The sequence below is a fragment of the Lysobacter spongiicola DSM 21749 genome (assembly GCF_900167055.1).
GTDB lineage: Bacteria > Pseudomonadota > Gammaproteobacteria > Xanthomonadales > Xanthomonadaceae > Novilysobacter > Novilysobacter spongiicola.
Genome location: NZ_FUXP01000001.1, coordinates 261,000 through 280,941 on the forward strand (window position 1 = coordinate 261,000; position 19,942 = coordinate 280,941).

Here is a 19,942-nt window from a genome sequence, read left to right on the forward strand (position 1 = left end):
TGCCGGTGGTCCTCACCCCGCCGAGCGGCTCGAGAATCGAGGCGACCCCTTGGCATCTGCATTTCTGTCTTGCCCGTGGCCTCCGTGACTGCCATGTCCCTTGTGCATGAACACATGCATGAGCGGGCACAGCAGCAGGATGGCCAGCGGCAACCAGCGGAGCGTTCCGGTGAGGTGGGCGCGATGCTCGACGCCCAGATAGAAGACAGCCAGCGCGAGGAATATCCAGAAGACCCAGCGTCGGGACCCCGACGCAGTTGGAGAGCGGGGGGCAGTCATGGCAAATTCTCCTGAATGCGGCGTCCGAGAAGTCGTCGCGGGGTGGATCTGACGAACTTGCCGCCTTCCGCCGCGGCTACAGCTTCGATCAATGCGCAGACATCGTCGCCCGTCGGAATGGAGTCCGGCAGCGCGGCCCAAGCGTGGATGGCACGCTCCATCCGTTCGTGCATGGCCAGCAGCCTGTCCAGTTGTTGGCGGGTGTCGTCGAGCCTGCGCCGGATGATGTCCCGCACAAGCGGGCAGGGACTATGCCGCTGCAGGCTGTGGCGGATGATTTCCTCGATTTCGGCCAGCGTGAAGCCGAGCTGCTGCGCCGTACGAATGAAGTGCAGGCGCTGGAGCTCCGAGGCTGAGAACAGCTGGTAGCCGCCCTCGGTATGGGTGGCCGCCTGTAGCAGGCCCCGCCGCAGATAGTTGCGCACCACATGCACCGTGACGCCGCCCTGCTGTACCAGCTGGCGTACTGTCATCAGCGGCGGCGCTGATTCGCCTTTGCCCGTCATTGGCGCGCTCCCTGATAGATGCTGATCAGGCTAGACCTGTGTCCCGCACACAGGTCAAGCTCGACTGACACACCTCCATCCGTAACCAGGCGGCCGGCGCGCTGAAGGTCGGCCGAATCACGACAGGTCCGCCGGCAGCGCAGCGGATATTGGCCGCTTCCTGGCCAACTGCCGCTGCTTGATCAGCGAATACAGCGCCGGAATCACCACCAGGGTCAGCATCGTGGACGAGACCATGCCGCCCACCATCGGCGCGGCGATGCGGCGCATGACCTCCGAGCCGGTGCCGCTGCTCCACATGATCGGCAGCAGGCCGGCCATGATCGCGACCACGGTCATCATCTTGGGGCGCACGCGGTCGACCGCACCTTCGACGATCGCCTCGCGGAGGTCGCGTGCATCCAGCGAGCGGCCTTCGGCCTGGCGCTGCGCGGCGCGAGCCTCCAGCGCGTGGTCGAGATAGATCAGCATCACCACGCCGGTTTCCGCGGCGACGCCGGCCAGCGCGATGAAGCCGACGATCACGGCGACGCTGACGTTGTAGTCGAGCATCCACATCAGCCACACACCGCCGACCAGCGCGAACGGCACCGACAGCATCACGATCAGCGACTCGGTGACGCGGCGGAAGTTGAGGTACAGCAGCAGGAAGATCAGCGCCAGGGTTACCGGGACGACGACGCGCATTTTCTCGGCGGCGCGCTGCATGTACTCGTACTGACCGCTCCAGGTCACGTAGTAGCCGGGCGGGAACTGCACCTGCTCGGCGACGGCATCCTGCGCGGCCTTCACGTAACGGCCGAGATCGCTCTGACGCGTATCGACGTAGATGTAGGCCGCCAGCATCGCGTTTTCGGTGCGGATGCTCGGTGCCCCTTTCGTGACCTCGATTCGCGCCAACTCGCCGAGGGGCACCTGCGCGCCGCCGGGCACGGGCACCAGGACCTGGTTGCCGATACGGTGCGGATCGTCTCGCAGCTCGCGCGGATAGCGCACGATCGCGCTGAATCGCTCGCGGCCCTGAAGGATGGTGGTGACGATCTCGCCGCCCAGAGCGGCCGCCACCACGTCCTGCACCTCGCCCAGGGTCACGCCGTACTGCGCCAGGCTGGGCAGGTCCGGGGTGATGTCGAGGTAGTAGGCGCCGGTCAGGCGTTCGGCGAACGCGCTGGTCGTCCCCGGCACTTCGCGCACCACCGCTTCGATCTCGGTGGCCAACGCGTCGAGTTGCTCAAGATCCGTGCCGAACAACTTGATGCCCACGGGCGTGCGGATGCCGGTGGCCAGCATGTCGGTCCGGGCCTTGATCGGCATCGTCCAGGAGTTGGCCACGCCCGGGAACTTCAGCGCCTCGTCCATCTCCGCGATCAACTTGTCGGTGGTCATGCCGTCCCGCCACTCGTCCTCGGGCTTGAGGTTGATGACGGTTTCGAACATCTCCAAAGGTGCAGGATCGGTGGCGGTCAGGGCGCGGCCCGCCTTGCCGAACACCGACTCCACCTCCGGGAAGCCCTTGATGATCCGGTCCTGCTGCTGCAGCAGTTCGGAGGCCTTGGTCACCGACATGCCCGGCAGCGACGCTGGCATGTACAGGAGGGTGCCCTCGTTGAGCGTGGGCATGAACTCGCTGCCCAGGCGGGATGCCGGCCACAGGCTGGCGAACAGGGCGACCAGCGCGATCGCGATCGTGGCCATCCGGTACCGCAGGACCACGTTGATCACGGGCCGGTAGGCCGCGATCAGGAACCGGTTCACCGGGTTCTTGTGCTCGGGCACGATCTTGCCGCGCACGAACAGCAGCATGAGCACCGGCACCAGCGTCACCGAAAGCAGCGCGCCACCAGCCATGGCGAAGGTCTTGGTGAACGCCAGTGGCTTGAACAGGCGGCCTTCCTGCGCTTCCAGCGCGAATACCGGAAGGAACGAGACAGTGATGATCATCAGGCTGAAGAACAGCGCCGGCCCGACCTCCCGGCAGGCGTCGATGATCAGCTGGGCTCGGCTTCGGGAGCCGTCGGAGCGCTCGATGTGCTTGTGCGCGTTCTCGATCATCACGATCGCCGCGTCGACCATCACGCCGATCGAGATCGCGATGCCGCCCAGGCTCATGATGTTGGAGTTCATGCCCAGCGCACGCATCGCGATCACCGCGATCAGCACGCCGACCGGCAACATGACGATCGCGACCAGTGCGCTGCGCGCATGGAACAGGAACAGCAGGCACACCAGCGCGACGATCAGGCTCTCCTCGAGCAATGTCGTGCGCAGCGTCTTGATCGCACGCACGATGAGATCGGACCGGTCGTAGACCGCCTGGACGCTGACGCCTTCGGGCAAGCCGCGTGCAAGTTCCGCGATCTTGTCCTTTACCCCGCCGATCACGGCCAGAGCGTTCTCGCCGAAGCGCGCAATGACGATCCCGGCCACGACATCGCCTTCGCCGTCCAGGTCGGCGATGCCACGGCGCTCGTCGGGCACCAGTTCGACCCGGGCGACGTCGCCAATCAGCACCGGGGCGCCGCCCTCGGCGCGCAGCACGAGGCTCTCTATGTCCTCGATGCCGCGCAGGTAGCCGCGTCCGCGCACCATGTACTCGGTCTCGCCCATCTCGATCACGCGGCCGCCAACGTCGCGGTTGCTCTCGTTGATCACCTCGGAGACACGGGAGATCGGGATGTCGAATTCGCGCAGGCGGACCGGATCGACGGTCACCGAGTACTGGCGCACGAAGCCACCGACGCTGGCGACCTCGGCGACGCCCGGGGCGGTGGTCAGTTGGTAGCGCAGGTACCAGTCCTGCATGGCGCGCAGTTCGTCCAGCGAATGGCGGTCGCTCTTGAGGACGTACTGGTAGACCCAGCCCACGCCCGTGGCGTCGGGACCCAGTGCGGGTGCTACTCCCGCTGGCAGGTTCTTGGTGGCGACGTTGAGGTTTTCCAGCACCCGTGAGCGAGCCCAGTACAGGTCGGTGCCTTCCTCGAAAATGACGTAGATGAAGGAGGCGCCGAAGAACGAGAAGCCACGGACATCCTTCGACTTGGGAACCGACAACAGCGCACTGGTCAGTGGGTAGGTCACCTGGTCCTCGACCACCTGGGGCGCCTGCCCCGGGTACTCGGTGAACACGATCACCTGGACATCCGACAGGTCCGGCTGCGCGTCCAGCGGCGTCTGCATCAGTGCGTAGACGCCGCCGGCGACCACGGCCAGCGTCATCACCAGCACCAGGAAGACGTTGCGGACCGACCACTCGATGAGGCGACCAAGCATGTCAGTGTCCCTCGTGGCCGGTGGCGGAGGGCGGAGCCTCCTCCGGGGTGGCCGGCATCGAATGACCCGCGTGCGGATCAGTGGCTTCGTCACCATGGCCTGCGTGCGGGTCGGAGGCGCCATCACCGGACCCGGGCTGCGGATCCTCGCCGGTGCCCGAGGGCGCCCCGTGTCCTGCGTGTCCCTCAAGTCCCTCGAGTGCCGACTGCAGGTTGCTTTCGGCGTCGATCAGGAAGTTGGCGGAGACCACGACCTGTTCGCCCTCTGCCAAGCCGTCGAGGATCTCGATACGATCGCCGCCGCGCCGCCCCAGGGTGACATCGCGCGGAGCAAAGCGGCCGGGACCGGTCTCGACCAGCACCACCTGGCGTGTGCCACTGTCGAGCACCGCCGAGCGCGGCACGTTCAGGAGCGGGCCGGCCCCGGGCTCCTCGAGCAGCACCGTCCCGTAGAGTCCCGGCCGCAGGTCGCCATCGGGATTGGGCAGCGCGATGCGTACGTCCACGGTGCGTGTCATCGCATCGATGACGGGCTGCACGAAGGTGACTTCGCCCTCGGCCACCTGGCCCGGCAGGGCCACGGTTTCAAAGCGGGCCGGCTGGCCGACCCTGATGTCCGCGGCCTGCGCCGCCGGCACCTTGGCGATCACCCACACCGTCGACAGGTCGGCCAGCAGCAGGATGGTTTCGCCGGGCTCGAAGCGTGCGCCCTGGACCACCGGCTTCTCGATCACGACCGCGTCCGCGGGCGCCGTGAGGACCAGCCCCGTCTTGCCCAGCTGCGCGTCGCTGATTTCCCAGTTGCGCAGACGGGTGCGGGCGGCATCGCGCAGGCGGACCATCGACGCCGCGCTCGCGGGATCGGACCCGGCCAGCCGGCGGGCGGTCTCGTCCGCCAGTCGGTATTCCTGCTGCGCCGCGGCCAGCTCCGGGCTGTAGACGGACAGTAGGGGCTGCCCTGCGCGGACCCGCATGCCGGTCTGGTCCGCGTACAGGCGCTCCACCCAGCCTTCGAAGCGGGGCGCGATCGCGTACTGCCGGGTCTCGTCGACCTCGACCGTGCCGCTGGTGCGCACGGTGGCGGCCAGGGCCCCCCGCTTGACCGCTTCGGTGCGCACGCCCAGCGCCTGCACCTTGTCCGGCGGCAGCACCACCGTGCCCGGTGCCGCCGGCGGTGCATCGTCGGCATAGACCGGGACGTAGTCCATACCCATCGAGTCCTTCTTGGGCACTGGCGAGGTGTCCGGAAGGCCCATGGGATTGCGGTAATAGAGCACCTTGCGTTCCGCGGCCGGCGCCTCGGCGGACGTGGTTGCGGTCGTGGAATCGTTCGTGGCGCGGCCGGCCACCCATCCGACGGTGAGAGCGGCGAGTGCGACGCCGATGGCGAGCGACAGGGTCTGGACACGGGTCATCGGATATCTCCTTCGATGGCGCGCACGGCGGCGGCGCCCAACAGTTCGTCACGCAGTGCATCGACCCGTGCGAGGTCGGCGCCCTGCCATTCATTGAGTGCTTCCAGCAGCGTCCCGAAGTCGACTTCGCCGACCTGGTAGCTGGCCAGCGCGGACTGCCAGGTGGCGTCGGCCTGCGGCAGCAGCGTGTTCTCGATCAGTTGCCGGCGTTCGCGTGCGCTCGTCCACCGCGCCCAGGCGGAGGCGCCGCGTTCCTCCACGGCCCGCAGGGTGGCGTCCATGCGCGCCAGCGCCGCGTCTTCGAGCAGGCGCGATTCGCGCTCGCGCTCGCGGCGTGCACGCTGCTGGAACGGGATCTCGACCTCCAGCATCAGCTCGGTGCTTTCGATGCCGTTGCCGAGCTGCATCGCACCCACGCCCACGGTGATGTCCGGGAACCGGTTGCGACGCTCCAACACCACGTTCGTGCGCGCGGCTTCGGCGCGGGCCTGCTGTGAGCGGACCGCGGGGTGCGCATCGGCGTCATCCAGTGCCTCGGCAAGCGAGGCGCTGTGGACGGCGAGGCGCGGCGCCTCGCCGGGAGTCGCCAGCGGTGCATCGGACCGGCGCCCCAGCACCGCGTTCAAGGTGGCGGCCGCCTCCTGCTTGGTCGCGAGGCGTTCGATCCGCTCGCGCTGTAGGCTGGTCTGCTCGACCTGGGCGCGGATGGCATCCTGCTGCGCCGCGCGACCCAGGGCGTAGCGCACGCCGGCTATTTCCTCGACCTGCCGGAGCAGGGCGATGCGGCGGTCGAGCACGGCCACGGCCTGATCGGCATGCCAGTAGCGTGCGTAGGCCGCCTCGGCGTCAGACAGCAGGTCGCGCGCCGCGGTGATGCGGTCAAGCCCGACCGCGACCGCGTCCTGGCTGGCCGCGGTCCGCGCCAGACCACGCTTGCCCCAGAGCGGGAAGCGCTGGCGCAATGCGTAGTCGACTTGGCGGTCTGCACCGGCGGAGCGCCAGGGCTTGTCCGGATCGAGGCCGCGGAATCCAAGGGAAGCCGTCGGGTCGGGTAGGGCGCCCGCTGGCTGGATCCGTGCCTCAGCGGCCTGGGCCTCGAAGTCCATGGCCCGCAATTCCGGGTTGTGTTCCAGAACCCAGGCGCGGATCGACTCGAGGCTGTGCCCCGGCACGGGTTCACTTGCGGTCACAGGTAGCGCCAGCGTCCACAGGGCGCCGGCGAGCACGCCGGCAAGAAGGTGCCGGAGTGGTTGCCGACGGCGGAACAGCGGGCGAGGGTGCGGGCGCCAGGCCTGCAATCGGTGGAACAGGGATGTCATATCAGTGTCCTTGGGCCGACACGACGCAGGTCGCTCGGACGAGGGCAGGAACCCATGCCGTGACGCAGCCACGGCGCGAACGCACAGGACCGCGCCGCACAGAGGTGCGGAGCAGTCAGCGTCCGGGCATCAGATCAGCAGGAGCGCCGCGGGATGGGCGGTAGGTCGGTGCCAGGCGGGCCTGGGTGGCGAATCCACCCATGTGGACGTGACGCCCCGCGCACCATCCCCGATCTCGGCGACTGCGAACCAGGAGAGCCATGCTCCGAGAAGGAGCGGCGGAATCGAAGGGATGCGCCCACTGTCCGCCGAGATGTCATCCGCGGTGCAGTGCTTGTCGCACAGTGCCTTGCTCGCCGAGGGGAGCTCGGCATCGCAGCCGTGGCCATGGTCGTGCTGGGTGTCGGTGGCGGCAGCGACCAGCGCCGCCGGCGTGCCTGGGAGGTCCAGGCACTCGCCATGGCCTGCCAGCGCGAACTGGGACCAGAGCAGCGCCGCCATCGCGAGGAAGACGGTGCGCTTGAACCAGTTCCGGTGGCGAAGACGGGCCATGACTTGAGCTTACCACTACCCGGTCTGACGCAACTGATCCAGATCAACTCTTGGCCAGACCGGGAGTCTGTTCCGGCGCGGTCGCCCTCGGTGTAGCCGGCACCGCGGTCGACCTGGCCAAGCGAAGCGCGTTGGCGACAACGACACCGAGCTCAGACTCATCGCGAGCGCCGCGACCATCGGGCTCAGCCGGATCCCGAATGCGGGGTACAGCACCCCGGTCGCGACCGGCACCCCCAGCGCGTAGGCGAACGCGAAGGCGAGGTTCTGCTTCATATTGGCCGCGGTAGCCTGAGAAATCTTCCTGGCGCGCAGGATGCCGTGCAGGTCGCCCTTGACCAGGGTGATCGGTGGTGAGCCCGTCGCCGGTCGCTGCGCAGCCCGGCGGCGTGCAGCTCGTAGATGGCGGTCGCGGCCGATGTCTTGATCGGGTCGGCGACAGCGATCAGGCCCGCCAGTCGACCGTCAACGGCGAGAAACATGGCGCTGGTGCCCTCGCGGCGCATCCGTTCGGCCACGTCGACGTGCGCGCCGGGTTGGCGCCCAGGTCGTCCATGAGTGCGGTATTGCCCAGCGCAAGCGTGTGACCGGCCACGGTTCCGCAAACCCCCATGCCGCCATCAATCCCCACATCGCGCAGCAACTGGTACCGCCGGGCGAACGCAGAATGGGCAGAAAGCTTGGCAGCTGAAGATCGACATCCGCTGTTACGCCTCCCGAGGAATGCCGCTGAGGTTTTCGGCGCGTTTGGACCAGAGGCAGACCACCAACTTCCGCACGCCTGGCGGCGGGTTCGCCCCGCGCTGGTCGCAGCACGCTAGGTCGAATGGCCGCAGCCGGGCGGCGGCATAGCTCCTACATGCTTTCGTATTCGCTCTTGCTCAGCTCGCCATTCTTGTCTGCATCCATCATGCCGAAGTGTGCGGCCATCGGATGCTTCGCCATCTCTTCCTTCGACAGCGAGCCGTCTTTGTTCTTGTCCAGAGCGGCGAAATCCTGTGCTCCGGTGGCCTGCTTGTGAGATTCGTGTGCGGCGCGGTCTTTTGCCGGCGGCTCGGCGGCTGCCACCGGGGTAACGACGGCCAGTGACAGGAGCAACGCTGACGCCATGGCTGCAATTTTCATTTGATGAGCTCCAGGGAACGTGATTGTGATGCCATGGGCGCGGTTCCCGGCACACCCGCCTGGCAGTTATTCGAACCGGGTCTTGCCCAGTCGAAGAGCATTAGCTACCACCGATACTGAACTGAGGCTCATTGCCAGCGCCGCCACCATCGGGCTGAGCAGCAGGCCAAACACCGGATACAGCACGCCCGCGGCGATCGGGACGCCGAGTGCGTTGTAGAGGAATGCGAAGGTCAGGTTCTGCTTCATGTTCGCCACGGTGGCACTGGACAGCTTGCGCGCGCGCACGATGCCGCGCAGGTCGCCCTTGACCAAGGTCACCTGCGCGCTCGACATGGCGACGTCCGTGCCGGTGCCCATGGCGATGCCGATGTCGGCGCCGGCCAGTGCCGGGGCGTCGTTGATGCCGTCGCCGGCCATCGCGACCCTGTGGCCTTCGGCCTGCAGCCGCTGCACGAGGTCGATCTTGTCCTTCGGCCGCACCTCGCCGTGCACCTCGTCGATGCCCAGTTCGCGCGCGACGGCATTTGCGGTGGCCACGCCGTCGCCGGTGGCCATCACGATGCGCAGGCCGTCAGCCTGCAGGGCCCGGATGGCTTCGCGCGAGGAGGCCTTGATCGGGTCGGCCACGGCGATGAGTCCGGCCAGGGCCCCGTCGACCGCGAGGTACATGACGCTCGCGCCTTCGTGACGCAGCGTCTCGGCCTGCGCCTGCAGCGAGGCTGGGTCGACGCCCTGTTCCCGCATCAGCTGTGTGTTGCCGATCGCCAGCGTGAGCGCCCCTACCGTGCCGCGCACGCCGATGCCGGTGGACGATTCGAAGTCCTGCGGCGTCTCCAACGCCAGGCCGCGACGACGCGCCTCGGCGACGATGGCATCGGCCAGCGGGTGTTCGCTGCCCTGGTCCAGGCTGGCAGCCAGGCGCAGCACCTCGTCCTCCGTAAAACCATTCGCCGCAATCGTCTCCCGGAACGCGGGCCTGCCTTCGGTGAGCGTGCCGGTCTTGTCGACAATGAGGGTGTCGATGCGGCGGAAGTTCTCGATCGCCTCGGCATCACGGAACAGCACGCCACCCTGCGCAGCGCGGCCGGTCGCGACCATGATAGACATTGGCGTCGCCAGCCCCAGCGCGCAGGGGCAGGCGATGATCAGCACCGACACCGCATTGAGCACGGCGTAGGTCCACGACGGCTCCGGGCCGAAGAATCCCCAGACCAGCAGCGTGGCGACCGCGATCGCCAGCACCGCCAGCACGAACCAGAACGCGACCTTGTCGGCCATCCGTTGCATCGGTGCGCGCGAGCGCTGCGCCTGGGCCACCAGCTGCACGATCTGCGACAGCACGGTCTGGGAACCAACTTTCTCGGCCCGGATCACCAGGCTGCCGGTGGCGTTCATGGTCGCGCCGATGACGCGGTCGCCGGCCGCCTTCTCGACCGGGATCGGTTCGCCGGTCAGCATCGACTCGTCGATGTTGGAGCGGCCTTCCAGCACCTTGCCGTCGACGGGGACCTTCTCGCCGGGACGCACACGCAGGCGGTCGCCGACGTGGACGTGGCTCAGATCGATGTCCTCCTCGGTGCCGTCGTCGCGCAGGCGGCGCGCGGTCTTCGGGGCAAGGCCGAGCAGCGACTTGATCGCGGCGGAGGTCTGCGAGCGTGCGCGCAGTTCCAGCAGCTGCCCGAGCAGGGTGAGCGAGACGATCACCGCGGCGGCTTCGAAGTACACGCCGACACGGCCGTGCTCGCGGAACGAGTCGGGGAACAGGCCGGGGGCCACGGTCGCCACCACGCTGTAGCCGAAGGCAGCTGCCACGCCGATGCCGATCAGCGTCCACATGTTCGGGCTGCGGTTGCGGATGGACTGCACGCAGCGCTCGAAGAACGGCCAGCCGGCCCAGAGCACCACTGGCGCGGTGAGCACCAGCTCGAGCCAGGTCCGCACATCGGTTGGCAGCGAGGCGAACCGGTGACCGACCATGGCCAGTACCAGCACGACCAGCGTCAGCGGCAGCGTCCACCAGAAGCGGCGGCTGAAGTCGACGAGCTCCGGGTTCTTTTCGTCGTCAAGCCCGGGCATCTCCGGCTCCAGCGCCATGCCGCAGATCGGGCAGGTACCGGGATGGTCCTGGCGGACTTCGGGATGCATCGGGCAGATGTACATGGAGCCCGGAACCACAGGCACAGGTTCGGCCGAAGTGGGCGCGAGGTACTTGCCGGGGTCGGCGACGAACTTCGTGCAGCAGCCGGCCGAGCAGAAGTGGTACGTCGTGCCGGCGTGTTCGGCGTGGTGGGGCGAGGTCTGCGGATCGACGTTCATTCCGCAGACCGGATCCTTCACCGTTCCGGGAGGCGGGGTTGGCGGGCCGCCTTCAGGCGCGTGCCCGGCAGTGCTGCCGCCATGTCCGTGCGCATGCTGGTGGGGCTCGTGCGTGTTCATGCGTCTTCCTTCGACGATGCGCCCAGGATCGGGCAGTCCTCGATGCCCCCGTGACCCGGGCAGGCAGTGACCAATTGGCGCAGCCCATCGCGGATGCGTGTGAGTTCATCCAGCTTGCGCTCGACGTCGGCGAGGCGTGCCGCCGCCGACCCACGCACCCCCGCCATGTCCTCACCCGACCGCCCCGAGAGCTGCATCAGCTCGCTGATCTCGCGCAGCGTGAAGCCAAGCGCCTTGGCGCGACGCACGAAATGCAGGCGTGCCACGTCGGCGTCGTCGTAGGATCGATATCCCGAATTGCGACGGGCAGGGGCGGGCAGGATGCCGTGGCTCTCGTAGTAGCGGATCGTGTCGATTGGCACGTGTGTCCGCTTGGCGAGTTGACCTATCTGCATGGTGGGCGCTCCGTCAGACCAGATGCCGAGTGTCTACCCTTGACCATGGTCCAGAGTCAAGTGGCGGTGGCTCTCGCGCTCGTGCCCGTCATCCGGGGGGCTAAGGCAAGTATCGCTGCACATACCTGACGTAGACCTGCAGCGGCGATCTGCACCAGCGCACGTCGGCACAGTGGGTGTCGGCATCCAGCGGCGTCTCCAGCGCGGCGGCCTGGCGCCGATCTGGCGGGTCCGGCCCAGGCGCTTTTTTGTTCTGGGAAACGTGCGCCATGACAGTCGAACATATACCCTCACGGGCCAACGGCTTGATCGTCTGCAGGCGCCACCCAGCGCGTGGCGATGATCCCGACTTCGTACAGCAGGCACATCGGGATCGCCAGCATCAACTGCGAAACCACGTCGGGCGGAGTGATGATTGCGGCAATGACGAAGATGCCGACGATCGCATAGCCGCGCGACTCTCGCAGCTGCCCCGGTGTGACCCAGCCGAGAACGGCCGCAATCACAAGCGCAACCGGCAGCTCGAAGCTGGCACCGAAGGCGAGGAAAATTACCAACACAAAGTCGAGGTAGGCGTTGATGTCGGTCATCATCGTCACCCCCTCGGGAGCGACTTTGGTGAGGAAGCCGAATACCATCGGCAGCACCAGGTAGAACGCGAATGCGCACCCGGCGTAGAAGAGTGCCACCGACGACACCAGTAGCGGCAGCGCCAAGCGCTTCTCGCGCCGGTACAGACCGGAAGCTACGAACGCCCACGCCTGGTAGAGCAACCAAGGCATCGACAGCATTACCGCCCCGAAGAATGCGAGCTTGAGCGGAGCGAAAAAAGGGCTGGCCACTTCGACCGCGATCAGCTGCCCGCCAGTTGGCAGCTTGTCCAGCAGCGGCGTAGCCAGCCAGGCGTACAGGCGGTTGGCGAACGGCAGCAGCGCCAGCAGCGCCAGTAAGAGGCCGGCCGTTGCGCGCAGCAGACGCGCACGCAACTCGACCAAATGGTCAATTACGCGCGTACCGGTGTCAGTGTCAGGGTTGGGGAGGTTCATGGACGGGCGGCAGGACAGGCGTCCGCATCATCCCGAATCCCCTGCGGCGTCGAGGGCGACGCGACCGACCCGATGGCGGGGTGCAGGGCTCGCCTCTGGGCGGCTTGTCCGGTCGGGCTTCGTCCGGCGCCGACTGGTGAGACTCTGAAGCGTTTACAGATGCTGGCAGAGCTGAAGTTGCGATCGGGATCTGGGACGCCCGCGCCAGATCGCGCTGCAGCGATCGGCCACCCGCGAACAGTGCGTCCTCGGCACGGACGACTTCCTCGTGCGCCTGACGCAGGCTGCGCCGCAACTCCTCGTCGGCCAGTTCGCGCTCCAGGTCCGACCTTACCGAATGCCACTGCGCGCGCGCGCGTCGTACCCAGACGCCGGCGAACTTCGCTGCGCGTGGCAGGCGCTTTGGGCCGAGCACCACCAAGGCGACGATCGCGATCACGAACAGCTCGGAGAATCCGATGTCAAACATGCAGACGTGGGCTTCGGACCGCAGTCACGCTCAGCGCGGCGTCCGTTCGCCGCCGTGGTTACGCTCGGCGTCCCGACGGGCGTCCTCTCGAGTGTCGTCGCGCAGCTGGACAGGCGGCATCGCTTCATCGTCGCTGACACCCTGCCTGAAGCCCTTGATCGCCTGGCCAACGTCCTGCCCGACATTCTTCAATCGCTTGGTACCGAACACAAGAACCACGACTGCAAGCACGATCAACCAGTGCCAAATACTGAAACTTCCCATGGATGATTCCACCACAATAGTTGATATGAACGCTCGCTTCGATACCCATAATTTGCGGTAACTGTAGAGCGCTTGAGGTACGCAATGGTGCAGACGGTTGCAGCGCTAGATCGGGCTCAGCGTCCCGAGCACTGCAACAACAATCAGGATCAAAATGGCCAGTGCGGATTCAGCCGCCACGCTCTGTCGCAGGGCGCGCACCTGCTGCGCAGGATCCCCGTTGGTCAGTGCCCGACCCAGGCGTGGCACCAGCGTCCATCGGTGCAGCGCTCCCAGGCCCAGCATTCCACCGAACAGAGCCAGTTTGAACAGCAGCAGGTTTCCGTAGGTGCTCTGCAGCAGCGTCGACAATGACCACGCGGTGAGATCCCCGTAGTGCGCGACGCCTGACACGACGAGCGCAGCAACAAAAATCGTTCCCAGCGTCGAAAATCCATGCAGGAAGTCATGCGTCGATCGCAGACGCTCGTTACCCGAGGCCTCCTTGCGGCGCAGGAGCATCCCCAGGAACATCAGGACCGCTGCTATCCAGCCGCCTGCCGCTAGAAGATGGACCAAGCCCGCAGCAAGTCGGACCGCGCCTGCCACGCCCTCGCCAGCGGCGGCGTGGCCGTTCCATGCCAGCGAAGCGAGTGCGCCGCCCGCCAGCGTCGCCGCCTGCGGGAAAGCGGACTCCACCTTCCCGCGGCGACGATGCCACCCGAGCACGGACATCATGGCGATCAGCAGCACGCCTCTCGCCATGGCTGCGCGGCCTGCCGACGTCTCAAACAGATACCAGCCCAGCGATTCGCGATCAACGTCGGCGACCGGCATTCCCATGATGCCCGCGGTCTTCAAGAAGACATCGGCCCCGGTGAGCACGAGCCCGAAGGCGGCACTCACCAACAGAACGCCCATGAATGGCCACCCGGCCAGGGCGTCGGCGAGTGCCGGTCGACGCGAACCGTACCAACCGAACAGTGGAACCCCGAAAAGCACCATGAGAACCAGATATTCGAGGAATCTCAGTGCATAAGCCGAGAGGTCGAACATTTGTTGCTCCTCAGCGCACCGTGAAACTGAAATTGCCGGTCATGGGGTGGTTGTCGCCTCCAACGGCGCGGTATTCCACGGTATAGACGCCCGGAGTCAGCGGCTGGGGCAACTTGGCACGCAGGGTCTTACCGTTGTTGACGATCTCGGTCGTGAAATTCTCGATCGGCATGGTGGAACTCCCGTGCTTCATGAGCAACTTGAGACGCGACGCCCGCGGAATCAATGTTTCGTTGAACACGAGATCGATCTGGCCCGGCGAAGCCACCACCGCATTTGCCGCCGGTGTGGACTGCTGCAGCGCGGCGTGGGCGTGCGCGATCTGCAGGGAGAACTGCCCAGCCGCAATCGCGAGGACGAGCGCGAAGGAGCGAAGGACGTTTGATGATTTCATAGGGATAAATCCTCATTGCGAATGTGATGCAAAGCCCCGTTCGGCGCCGTGCTGTGTTGGATCCGACAAGCGTTAGGTGTCGGGCTGTCACCGAAACCACGGTTGGTCGGCTTTTGATATTTGAGATGAGGATCCCGCCGCTCAGGCGGGATCCTCCGACGCATCAGGCTGCCATGGCGCTACAGCTTTCAGCGCATCGCCGACAAACTTCGGCGCAGCGCCGCATCTCAGGGTCGTTCATGGCATCGCATGCTTCGGCGCACTGGCGGCAGATCTCCGCGCAGGCACTGCAAACCACCGAGTGAGCGCTGGCGCCACGCAACATGGCGTCGGCGCTGGTGGCGCAGATATCGGCACACGTCGCCAGCAGGGCGATGTGCTCCGGGGCTGCGTGGGCACCTCCTTTGCTCAGGCAGTAGTTGATGGTCTCAAGGCAAATCGCGTGGCATTGCGTGCAGTTGTCGATGCACTCGTTCATGGCCTGGGACCGGTGGTCTTCGGAATGGTGAGTCATGTGGATCTCCTGCTTCATCGCGGACGAGAATCGGCGCGCCCGCAACACCGCCCCCTGTTGCTGCGACGGATCAGTGCTGTGCGAACGGTTCAGTGGTTCCGTCGCGATGGACCAGCTCGACCGTGTACGGCTGCTGTCGCCCCTCCGGAACCTCCATGCCGGGAGAACCAAGCGGCATCCCTGGGAGGACCAGGCCGCGTGCGTCCGGCTTTTCTTCGAGGAGGCGCTTGATGTCCTCGGCCGGGACATGGCCTTCGATGACGTATCCGTCGACCTCGGCCGTGTGGCAGGAGCCCTTTGCATAGGGGACACCCAGGCGCTCCTTGACCGGACCCAGGTCATCCATGTCATGCACATCCACGGTGAAGCCCGCCTTCTGCACGTGGTCAACCCAGCTACCGCAGCACCCGCAGGTCGGGGTCTTGTGGACGGTCATGCGTGGCAGGGCGGCTGGAGTCGCGTCGGCTGTTTCCGGGACGACCTGTGCAGTGGGCGCGATGGTGGACTGCGCGGGTGTCGCCGCCTGGGTGCAGGCACCCAGGCCGGCGACCGCAAAAGCCGCCCACGCCAGTCGGTTCAATCTGCAGGTTTTCATTTCTGGTTCTCCGCTCAGCGCCTGGTCCGCGAAGACCAGTGGATGTGGGCGATCCGCCAACCGTCGGTGGTCTGCTTCAGCACCATGGTCTCGGTGCTCTGGACGGTCAGTGGCTTACCGTCTTTCTGGGCGTGCAGCTCGCTTTCGGTTCCGACCCATGCGAACTCACCAGCGGTGCGTGCACGCTGACGGAGCAGCTGGCGATGGGCGCCCTTGAGGAATGCCGCATCGCTGACTGCGTGATGACCCAGATATTCCTCGCGGCTGCGCTCGGCACCCCCGGACTCGAGGATGAGGACGTCGGGAGCGAGCAGGGATCCGACCGTGGCCAGGTCGCCGCTGGAGAGGGCGGCGTTGAAGCGCTCCGCCACGTCGACGGCGGCCTTCGCGGCGGCCGGCACGTCTACGTCCGCCGCTGCCGCAGCGGCGGGGTGATGTGCATGCGACTGTGCCGTCTGCGCCATTGCGGGCGACACCATTGCCAGCATCAGCGCGAGGCCAGACGAAATTGCTGTTGCATTCATTGTTCAACTCCAGGTTTTCAGTGAGTGTGCGCAGGGCCGTCTTCGGCCTCGGTCATATGGGGTGAAGGTGGAGACTGCACTTTGCCGTCGGCATGGCGATGCTCTACCGCGCGGACTTCTGTGTCGGTGACACGCGTTCCGTGGTCATCGTCCATACCCGGCGACTGCGCGTGCGGCATCGCGTCGCTCCCAGCTGTGGGCTGGGCAGGGTGATCCTCCGTCGCCGCCTCGTCATGGTCGTCGTCGTGTGTCTCGCCGCCGCCATGCGCGTGGCCTTCGCTGCTGTCGACCAGTTCCCTGTATGCAGCCGCGTCGAGCGTGGGCAGCACCTGCAGGAACGCGGCCATGTTCCATATGTACTCGTCCTCCATGTTCTTGCCCCAGGCGGGCATGCCGCTTGCTTTGATCCCGTGCTTGATCACCCAGAACGCTTTTGGCGCATCGACCCCGTACTGGCTGAGGTTGGGCGGGGCTGGATACAGGCCTTGGCTCATCTCTGTTTCGGCCATCGATGGAGCCAGGTGGCACCCGGCGCACATCGCTGCGTAGTTGCCCGCGCCCTGCACGATTCTCGCTGGATCGTCCAGGCCCGGCGGGACGTCCAACCTTCCCGCACGCGCCAGGATGGAGCGCTCGCGTGCGGTCTCGAGCACAAAGTGCACGGGCCTGGTGTGCATGTCATCCGCGGCGACGTTGTATACGCCGCTCCAGATAAAGCCCGCCGCGCCCACTGCGGCAACCAGGGGAACTCCGATCAGCCAAACACGCTTGCGAGTCTTCGGTTGCATACGAGTACTCCGATCAGAACCAGATCCTCACGCCCGCCACGATACGGGTGTCGTCGACATCACCGGACTCCGCGCGACGGAAGTCTGCGGTTCCGCCGTAGGCACGCTCCCAGACCACGCCGACATACGGCGCGAACTGTCGATGGAACTCGTAGCGCAGCCGGAAACCGGCTTCGACCTTGCTCAGCCCGCTGCCGATTCCAACCGCCGGATCATCCTTGCTCCAGGCTTCGCCCTCGACCAGCCACTGGCCGATCAACCGGTTGGTGAACAGCATTTCGTATTCGGCTTCCGCGCCGAGACCGACCTGGCCGGACTCGCCCACGTAGGCGGTCGCTTCGACTTCGAACTTGTACGGGGCGAGACCGATGACACCAAGCGCGGCATAGGTGCGCGATGGACCGCCGTCGAAACCGAAGTCATGGCGGACACCGGCGACCGCGTCCCACCAGGGGGCGATGGCCCGACCGTACAGGACTTCCACATCCGCCGACTCGGTGGATCCGCCCGCACGCTCGCCCTCGCTGCGGAGCCAGAGCCGGTTCAAGTCGGAGCCGACCCAGGCTTTCGCTTCCCAGGCCATGCCGGTGCCGTCCTCATCCGCGTCCCAGGCCTCAAGCCGGTCAAGCGACCAGTAGGAGTTGATCGATTCGCCGTGTATCACGTGCGCGTCGAGGTCCTGGAACGCCGCGGCCCGATCGGCCGCGGTGATGGCAGGAATAGGCTCGCGCGGCTCCGCGGTCGCCGGGAGATCCTGGCTGGCACCAGGCTGATGGCCCATGGACGCGTGGTCCATTCCCGCGTGGTCCATCCCGGAGCTGTCCATGCTGGAGTGGTCCATTCTGGAGTGATCCATCGTGGAGTGATCGTCGCCGGTCGTGTCTGCGGCCCCTTGCTTCATGGCGCCGTGGTCCATGCTGGCGTGGTCCATGGTCCCGTGGTCATCGGAACTCTTGGCGGGCGGAGTTGGCTGATGACCCGCGTGCGGGTCATCAGGCTTGGCCGGCGCCGGAGTTGCAGCTGGAGCTGGCTTCGCTGCCGCGTGGTGCGCGGTGTGGTCCGTCTCCTGCGCCCACGCCGGCGCGAAGCCCGCTGCGAGAGACAATGCGGAGGCCAGGCCGACGGCCAGGGGATGACGACTTGAAAGGATCATGGCGTTCATTCCTCCACCCGCACTTCGCGGAACATGCCGGCTTCCATGTGGTAGAGCAGGTGGCAGTGGTAGGCCCAGCGGCCGAGCGCATCGGCGCGCACCCGGTAGCTGCGTCTGCTGCCCGGCGGCATGTCGATGGTGTGCTTGCGCACCATGAAGTTGCCGGATTCGTCCTCCAGGTCGCTCCACATGCCGTGGAGGTGGATCGGATGCGACATCATCGTGTCGTTGACCAGCACGATCCGCATGCGCTCGCCGTAGTTCAGCCGCAGCGGCTCCGCGTCAGCAAACTTCACTCCGTTGAACGACCACGCGAAGCGCTCCATGTGGCCGGTCAGGTGCAACTCGACTGTGCGTCCGGGCTCGCGCCCGTCGGGGTCGCGGAACGTGCTTCGCAGGTCGGCGTAGCTCAGCACGCGGCGGCCGTTGTCGCGCAGGCCGATGCCCGGATCATCCAGCTTGGGCGTGGGTGCCATCGTCTGCATGTCGACCAGGGGGTTGCCGGTTTCGGTGGCAGGGTGTTCCTGCATTCCGTCGGCGCCGTGATCCATGCCGGCCATGCTTTCGCCGGCCATCGCGCCTCCGGCCATCGACGACATGTCGTGGCCGCTGTGGTCCATTCCGGCCATCGCACCGCCGGCCATTGCCCCCTGAGACATCGAAGACATGTCGTGACCGCCGCCACCCATTCCGCCGTGGCCCATGTCGTCCATGGTGAGGAGTGGCTTGGGGTCGACGTTGGGCACGGGCGCCCGCAACCCCTCCCTGACGGCGAGCGTGCCGCTGATGTAGCCGGTGCGGCCGGTGTCCTGCGCGAAGATAGTGAACGCATCCTGCCCGGTCGGTTCGACGATGACGTCGAACGTCTCGGCCGTGGCGATGCGGAACTCATCGACCGTGACCGGATGCACGTACTGGCCATCGGCTGCGACCACGGTCATCTTCAGGCCCGGAATGCGCACGTCGAAGTACGTCATCGCGGACCCGTTGATGAAGCGGAGGCGGACCTTCTCGCCCGACCGGAACAGGCCGGTCCAGTTGCCGAGCGAAGTCGTGCCGTTCATGAGGAAGGTATAGGTGTTGCCGTTGACGTCCGACAGGTCGGTCGGGGTCATCCGCATCTGGCCCCACATCTTGCGGTCTTCGACCGTGGCGGCCAGGCCGTGCTGCTTCACGTCATCGAAGAAGTCGCCAACCGTCTGCTTGGAGAAGTTGTCGAAATCCGACCGCTTCTTGAGTCTGGCGAATAGGCTGTTCGGATCGAGGTCGGTCCAGTCGCTGAGCATGACCACGTAATCGCGGTCATACGCGAACGGCTCGGGATCGATTGGATCGATCACCAATGGCCCGTACAGGCCCGCCTGCTCTTGGAAACCGGAGTGGCTGTGATACCAGTACGTACCGCCTTGCACCACATTGAAGCGGTACTGGTAAGTCTCGCCGCGGTTGATGCCGTCGAAGCTCAAACCGGGCACGCCGTCCATGTTGGCGGGCAGCAGGATGCCGTGCCAGTGGATCGACGCCTGCTCGCCATGAATCGAGCCGGGGGGCAGGGCATTGCGGACCCGCAGGTTGACGGTGGTGCCCTCGCGCCAGCGCAGCAAGGGCGCGGGAATCGATCCGTTGACCGTGATCGCAGGGCGGGTGACGCCGGTGAAGTTCATCGGCGTCTCGCCAATGGTCAAGTCGAACTCGGTGCCGCTCAGGGTTTGCAGCGGCTGGGCAGCGCCGCTGGCGGCAAACGCCGGCAAGCGCCAAAGCCCCATGCCGACAGCAACGCCGCCGGCGGCCAGACCGGTGACAAAACGACGTCGCGAGGGCGCCGGCGGGGGGGAGCCGGAAGAATCGGTGGGCATGGAAA

General features: G+C 66.4%; 20 protein-coding genes and 1 pseudogene. All 21 read right to left on the reverse strand.

Annotated elements, in window-relative coordinates; genetic code table 11:
- Nucleotides 1-12: 12 nt before the first annotated feature.
- Nucleotides 13-279 (reverse strand): DUF2933 domain-containing protein, encoded by a 267-nt coding sequence (locus B5D37_RS15135; RefSeq protein ID WP_078756893.1) that lies wholly within the window; start codon nt 277-279, stop codon nt 13-15.
- Complete coding sequence (locus tag B5D37_RS01295; RefSeq protein WP_078756894.1) at nt 276-785, reverse strand: MerR family DNA-binding protein; 510 nt, start codon at nt 783-785, stop codon at nt 276-278. The genes B5D37_RS15135 and B5D37_RS01295 overlap by 4 nt, the downstream gene beginning before the upstream one ends.
- A 117-nt stretch (nt 786-902) precedes the next feature.
- Entirely contained in the window at nt 903-4,055 is a 3,153-nt protein-coding gene (locus B5D37_RS01300) for an efflux RND transporter permease subunit (protein ID WP_078756895.1), read from the reverse strand.
- A gap of 1 nt (nt 4,056) precedes the next feature.
- Complete coding sequence (locus B5D37_RS01305; RefSeq protein WP_078756896.1) at nt 4,057-5,469, reverse strand: efflux RND transporter periplasmic adaptor subunit; 1,413 nt, start codon at nt 5,467-5,469, stop codon at nt 4,057-4,059.
- The gene (locus B5D37_RS01310) at nt 5,466-6,788 is read right to left on the reverse strand and encodes a TolC family protein (protein WP_234987668.1); all 1,323 of its coding nucleotides are present in this window, start codon (nt 6,786-6,788) and stop codon (nt 5,466-5,468) included. Before B5D37_RS01310 ends, B5D37_RS01305 begins: the two co-directional genes overlap by 4 nt.
- Nucleotides 6,789-6,917: 129 nt before the next feature.
- Nucleotides 6,918-7,340 carry a hypothetical protein gene (locus B5D37_RS01315; protein WP_078756898.1) on the reverse strand — a complete coding sequence of 141 codons (423 nt, stop codon included), beginning with the start codon at nt 7,338-7,340 and terminating at the stop codon, nt 6,918-6,920.
- A gap of 43 nt (nt 7,341-7,383) precedes the next feature.
- A pseudogene (locus tag B5D37_RS14995) lies at nt 7,384-7,956 on the reverse strand (copper-transporting ATPase); the annotation flags it as partial.
- A 239-nt stretch (nt 7,957-8,195) separates the two neighbouring features.
- Entirely contained in the window at nt 8,196-8,465 is a 270-nt protein-coding gene (locus B5D37_RS01325; RefSeq protein WP_234987669.1) for an EF-hand domain-containing protein, read from the reverse strand.
- A gap of 66 nt (nt 8,466-8,531) precedes the next feature.
- Nucleotides 8,532-10,904: a heavy metal translocating P-type ATPase gene (locus tag B5D37_RS01330; protein WP_078756900.1), complete on the reverse strand. Its 2,373-nt coding sequence runs from the start codon at nt 10,902-10,904 to the stop codon at nt 8,532-8,534.
- Nucleotides 10,901-11,299: a heavy metal-responsive transcriptional regulator gene (locus tag B5D37_RS01335; protein WP_078756901.1), complete on the reverse strand. Its 399-nt coding sequence runs from the start codon at nt 11,297-11,299 to the stop codon at nt 10,901-10,903. The genes B5D37_RS01330 and B5D37_RS01335 overlap by 4 nt, the downstream gene beginning before the upstream one ends.
- Before the next feature lie 290 nt (nt 11,300-11,589).
- A complete protein-coding gene (gene tatC / locus B5D37_RS01340) occupies nt 11,590-12,345 on the reverse strand; it encodes a twin-arginine translocase subunit TatC (RefSeq protein WP_078756902.1) in 756 nt (251 codons plus the stop codon).
- On the reverse strand, nt 12,326-12,814 hold the full coding sequence (tatB, locus tag B5D37_RS01345) for a Sec-independent protein translocase protein TatB (RefSeq protein WP_078756903.1): 489 nt from the start codon (nt 12,812-12,814) through the stop codon (nt 12,326-12,328). Before tatB ends, tatC begins: the two co-directional genes overlap by 20 nt.
- 30 nt (nt 12,815-12,844) lie before the next feature.
- Nucleotides 12,845-13,078, reverse strand: coding sequence for a Sec-independent protein translocase subunit TatA (tatA, locus tag B5D37_RS01350; RefSeq protein WP_078756904.1), 234 nt, complete (start codon nt 13,076-13,078; stop codon nt 12,845-12,847).
- Between the two features lie 105 nt (nt 13,079-13,183).
- Nucleotides 13,184-14,113, reverse strand: a complete 930-nt coding sequence (gene copD, locus B5D37_RS01355) for a copper homeostasis membrane protein CopD (protein ID WP_078756905.1) — start codon at nt 14,111-14,113, stop codon at nt 13,184-13,186.
- Between the two features lie 10 nt (nt 14,114-14,123).
- Complete coding sequence (copC, locus tag B5D37_RS01360; protein ID WP_024867866.1) at nt 14,124-14,507, reverse strand: copper homeostasis periplasmic binding protein CopC; 384 nt, start codon at nt 14,505-14,507, stop codon at nt 14,124-14,126.
- Between the two features lie 163 nt (nt 14,508-14,670).
- Nucleotides 14,671-15,021 carry a four-helix bundle copper-binding protein gene (locus tag B5D37_RS01365; RefSeq protein WP_078757431.1) on the reverse strand — a complete coding sequence of 117 codons (351 nt, stop codon included), beginning with the start codon at nt 15,019-15,021 and terminating at the stop codon, nt 14,671-14,673.
- Between the two features lie 70 nt (nt 15,022-15,091).
- Nucleotides 15,092-15,616, reverse strand: a complete 525-nt coding sequence (locus B5D37_RS01370; RefSeq protein WP_234987670.1) for a DUF411 domain-containing protein — start codon at nt 15,614-15,616, stop codon at nt 15,092-15,094.
- A gap of 14 nt (nt 15,617-15,630) precedes the next feature.
- Nucleotides 15,631-16,140 (reverse strand): YybH family protein, encoded by a 510-nt coding sequence (locus tag B5D37_RS01375; protein WP_078756906.1) that lies wholly within the window; start codon nt 16,138-16,140, stop codon nt 15,631-15,633.
- A gap of 17 nt (nt 16,141-16,157) precedes the next feature.
- Nucleotides 16,158-16,928, reverse strand: coding sequence for a c-type cytochrome (locus tag B5D37_RS01380; RefSeq protein ID WP_078756907.1), 771 nt, complete (start codon nt 16,926-16,928; stop codon nt 16,158-16,160).
- A 13-nt stretch (nt 16,929-16,941) separates the two neighbouring features.
- Nucleotides 16,942-18,090 carry a copper resistance protein B gene (locus tag B5D37_RS01385; protein ID WP_353688666.1) on the reverse strand — a complete coding sequence of 383 codons (1,149 nt, stop codon included), beginning with the start codon at nt 18,088-18,090 and terminating at the stop codon, nt 16,942-16,944.
- Nucleotides 18,087-19,937, reverse strand: a complete 1,851-nt coding sequence (locus B5D37_RS01390; protein ID WP_078756908.1) for a copper resistance system multicopper oxidase — start codon at nt 19,935-19,937, stop codon at nt 18,087-18,089. The genes B5D37_RS01385 and B5D37_RS01390 overlap by 4 nt, the downstream gene beginning before the upstream one ends.
- Nucleotides 19,938-19,942 lie beyond the last annotated feature (5 nt).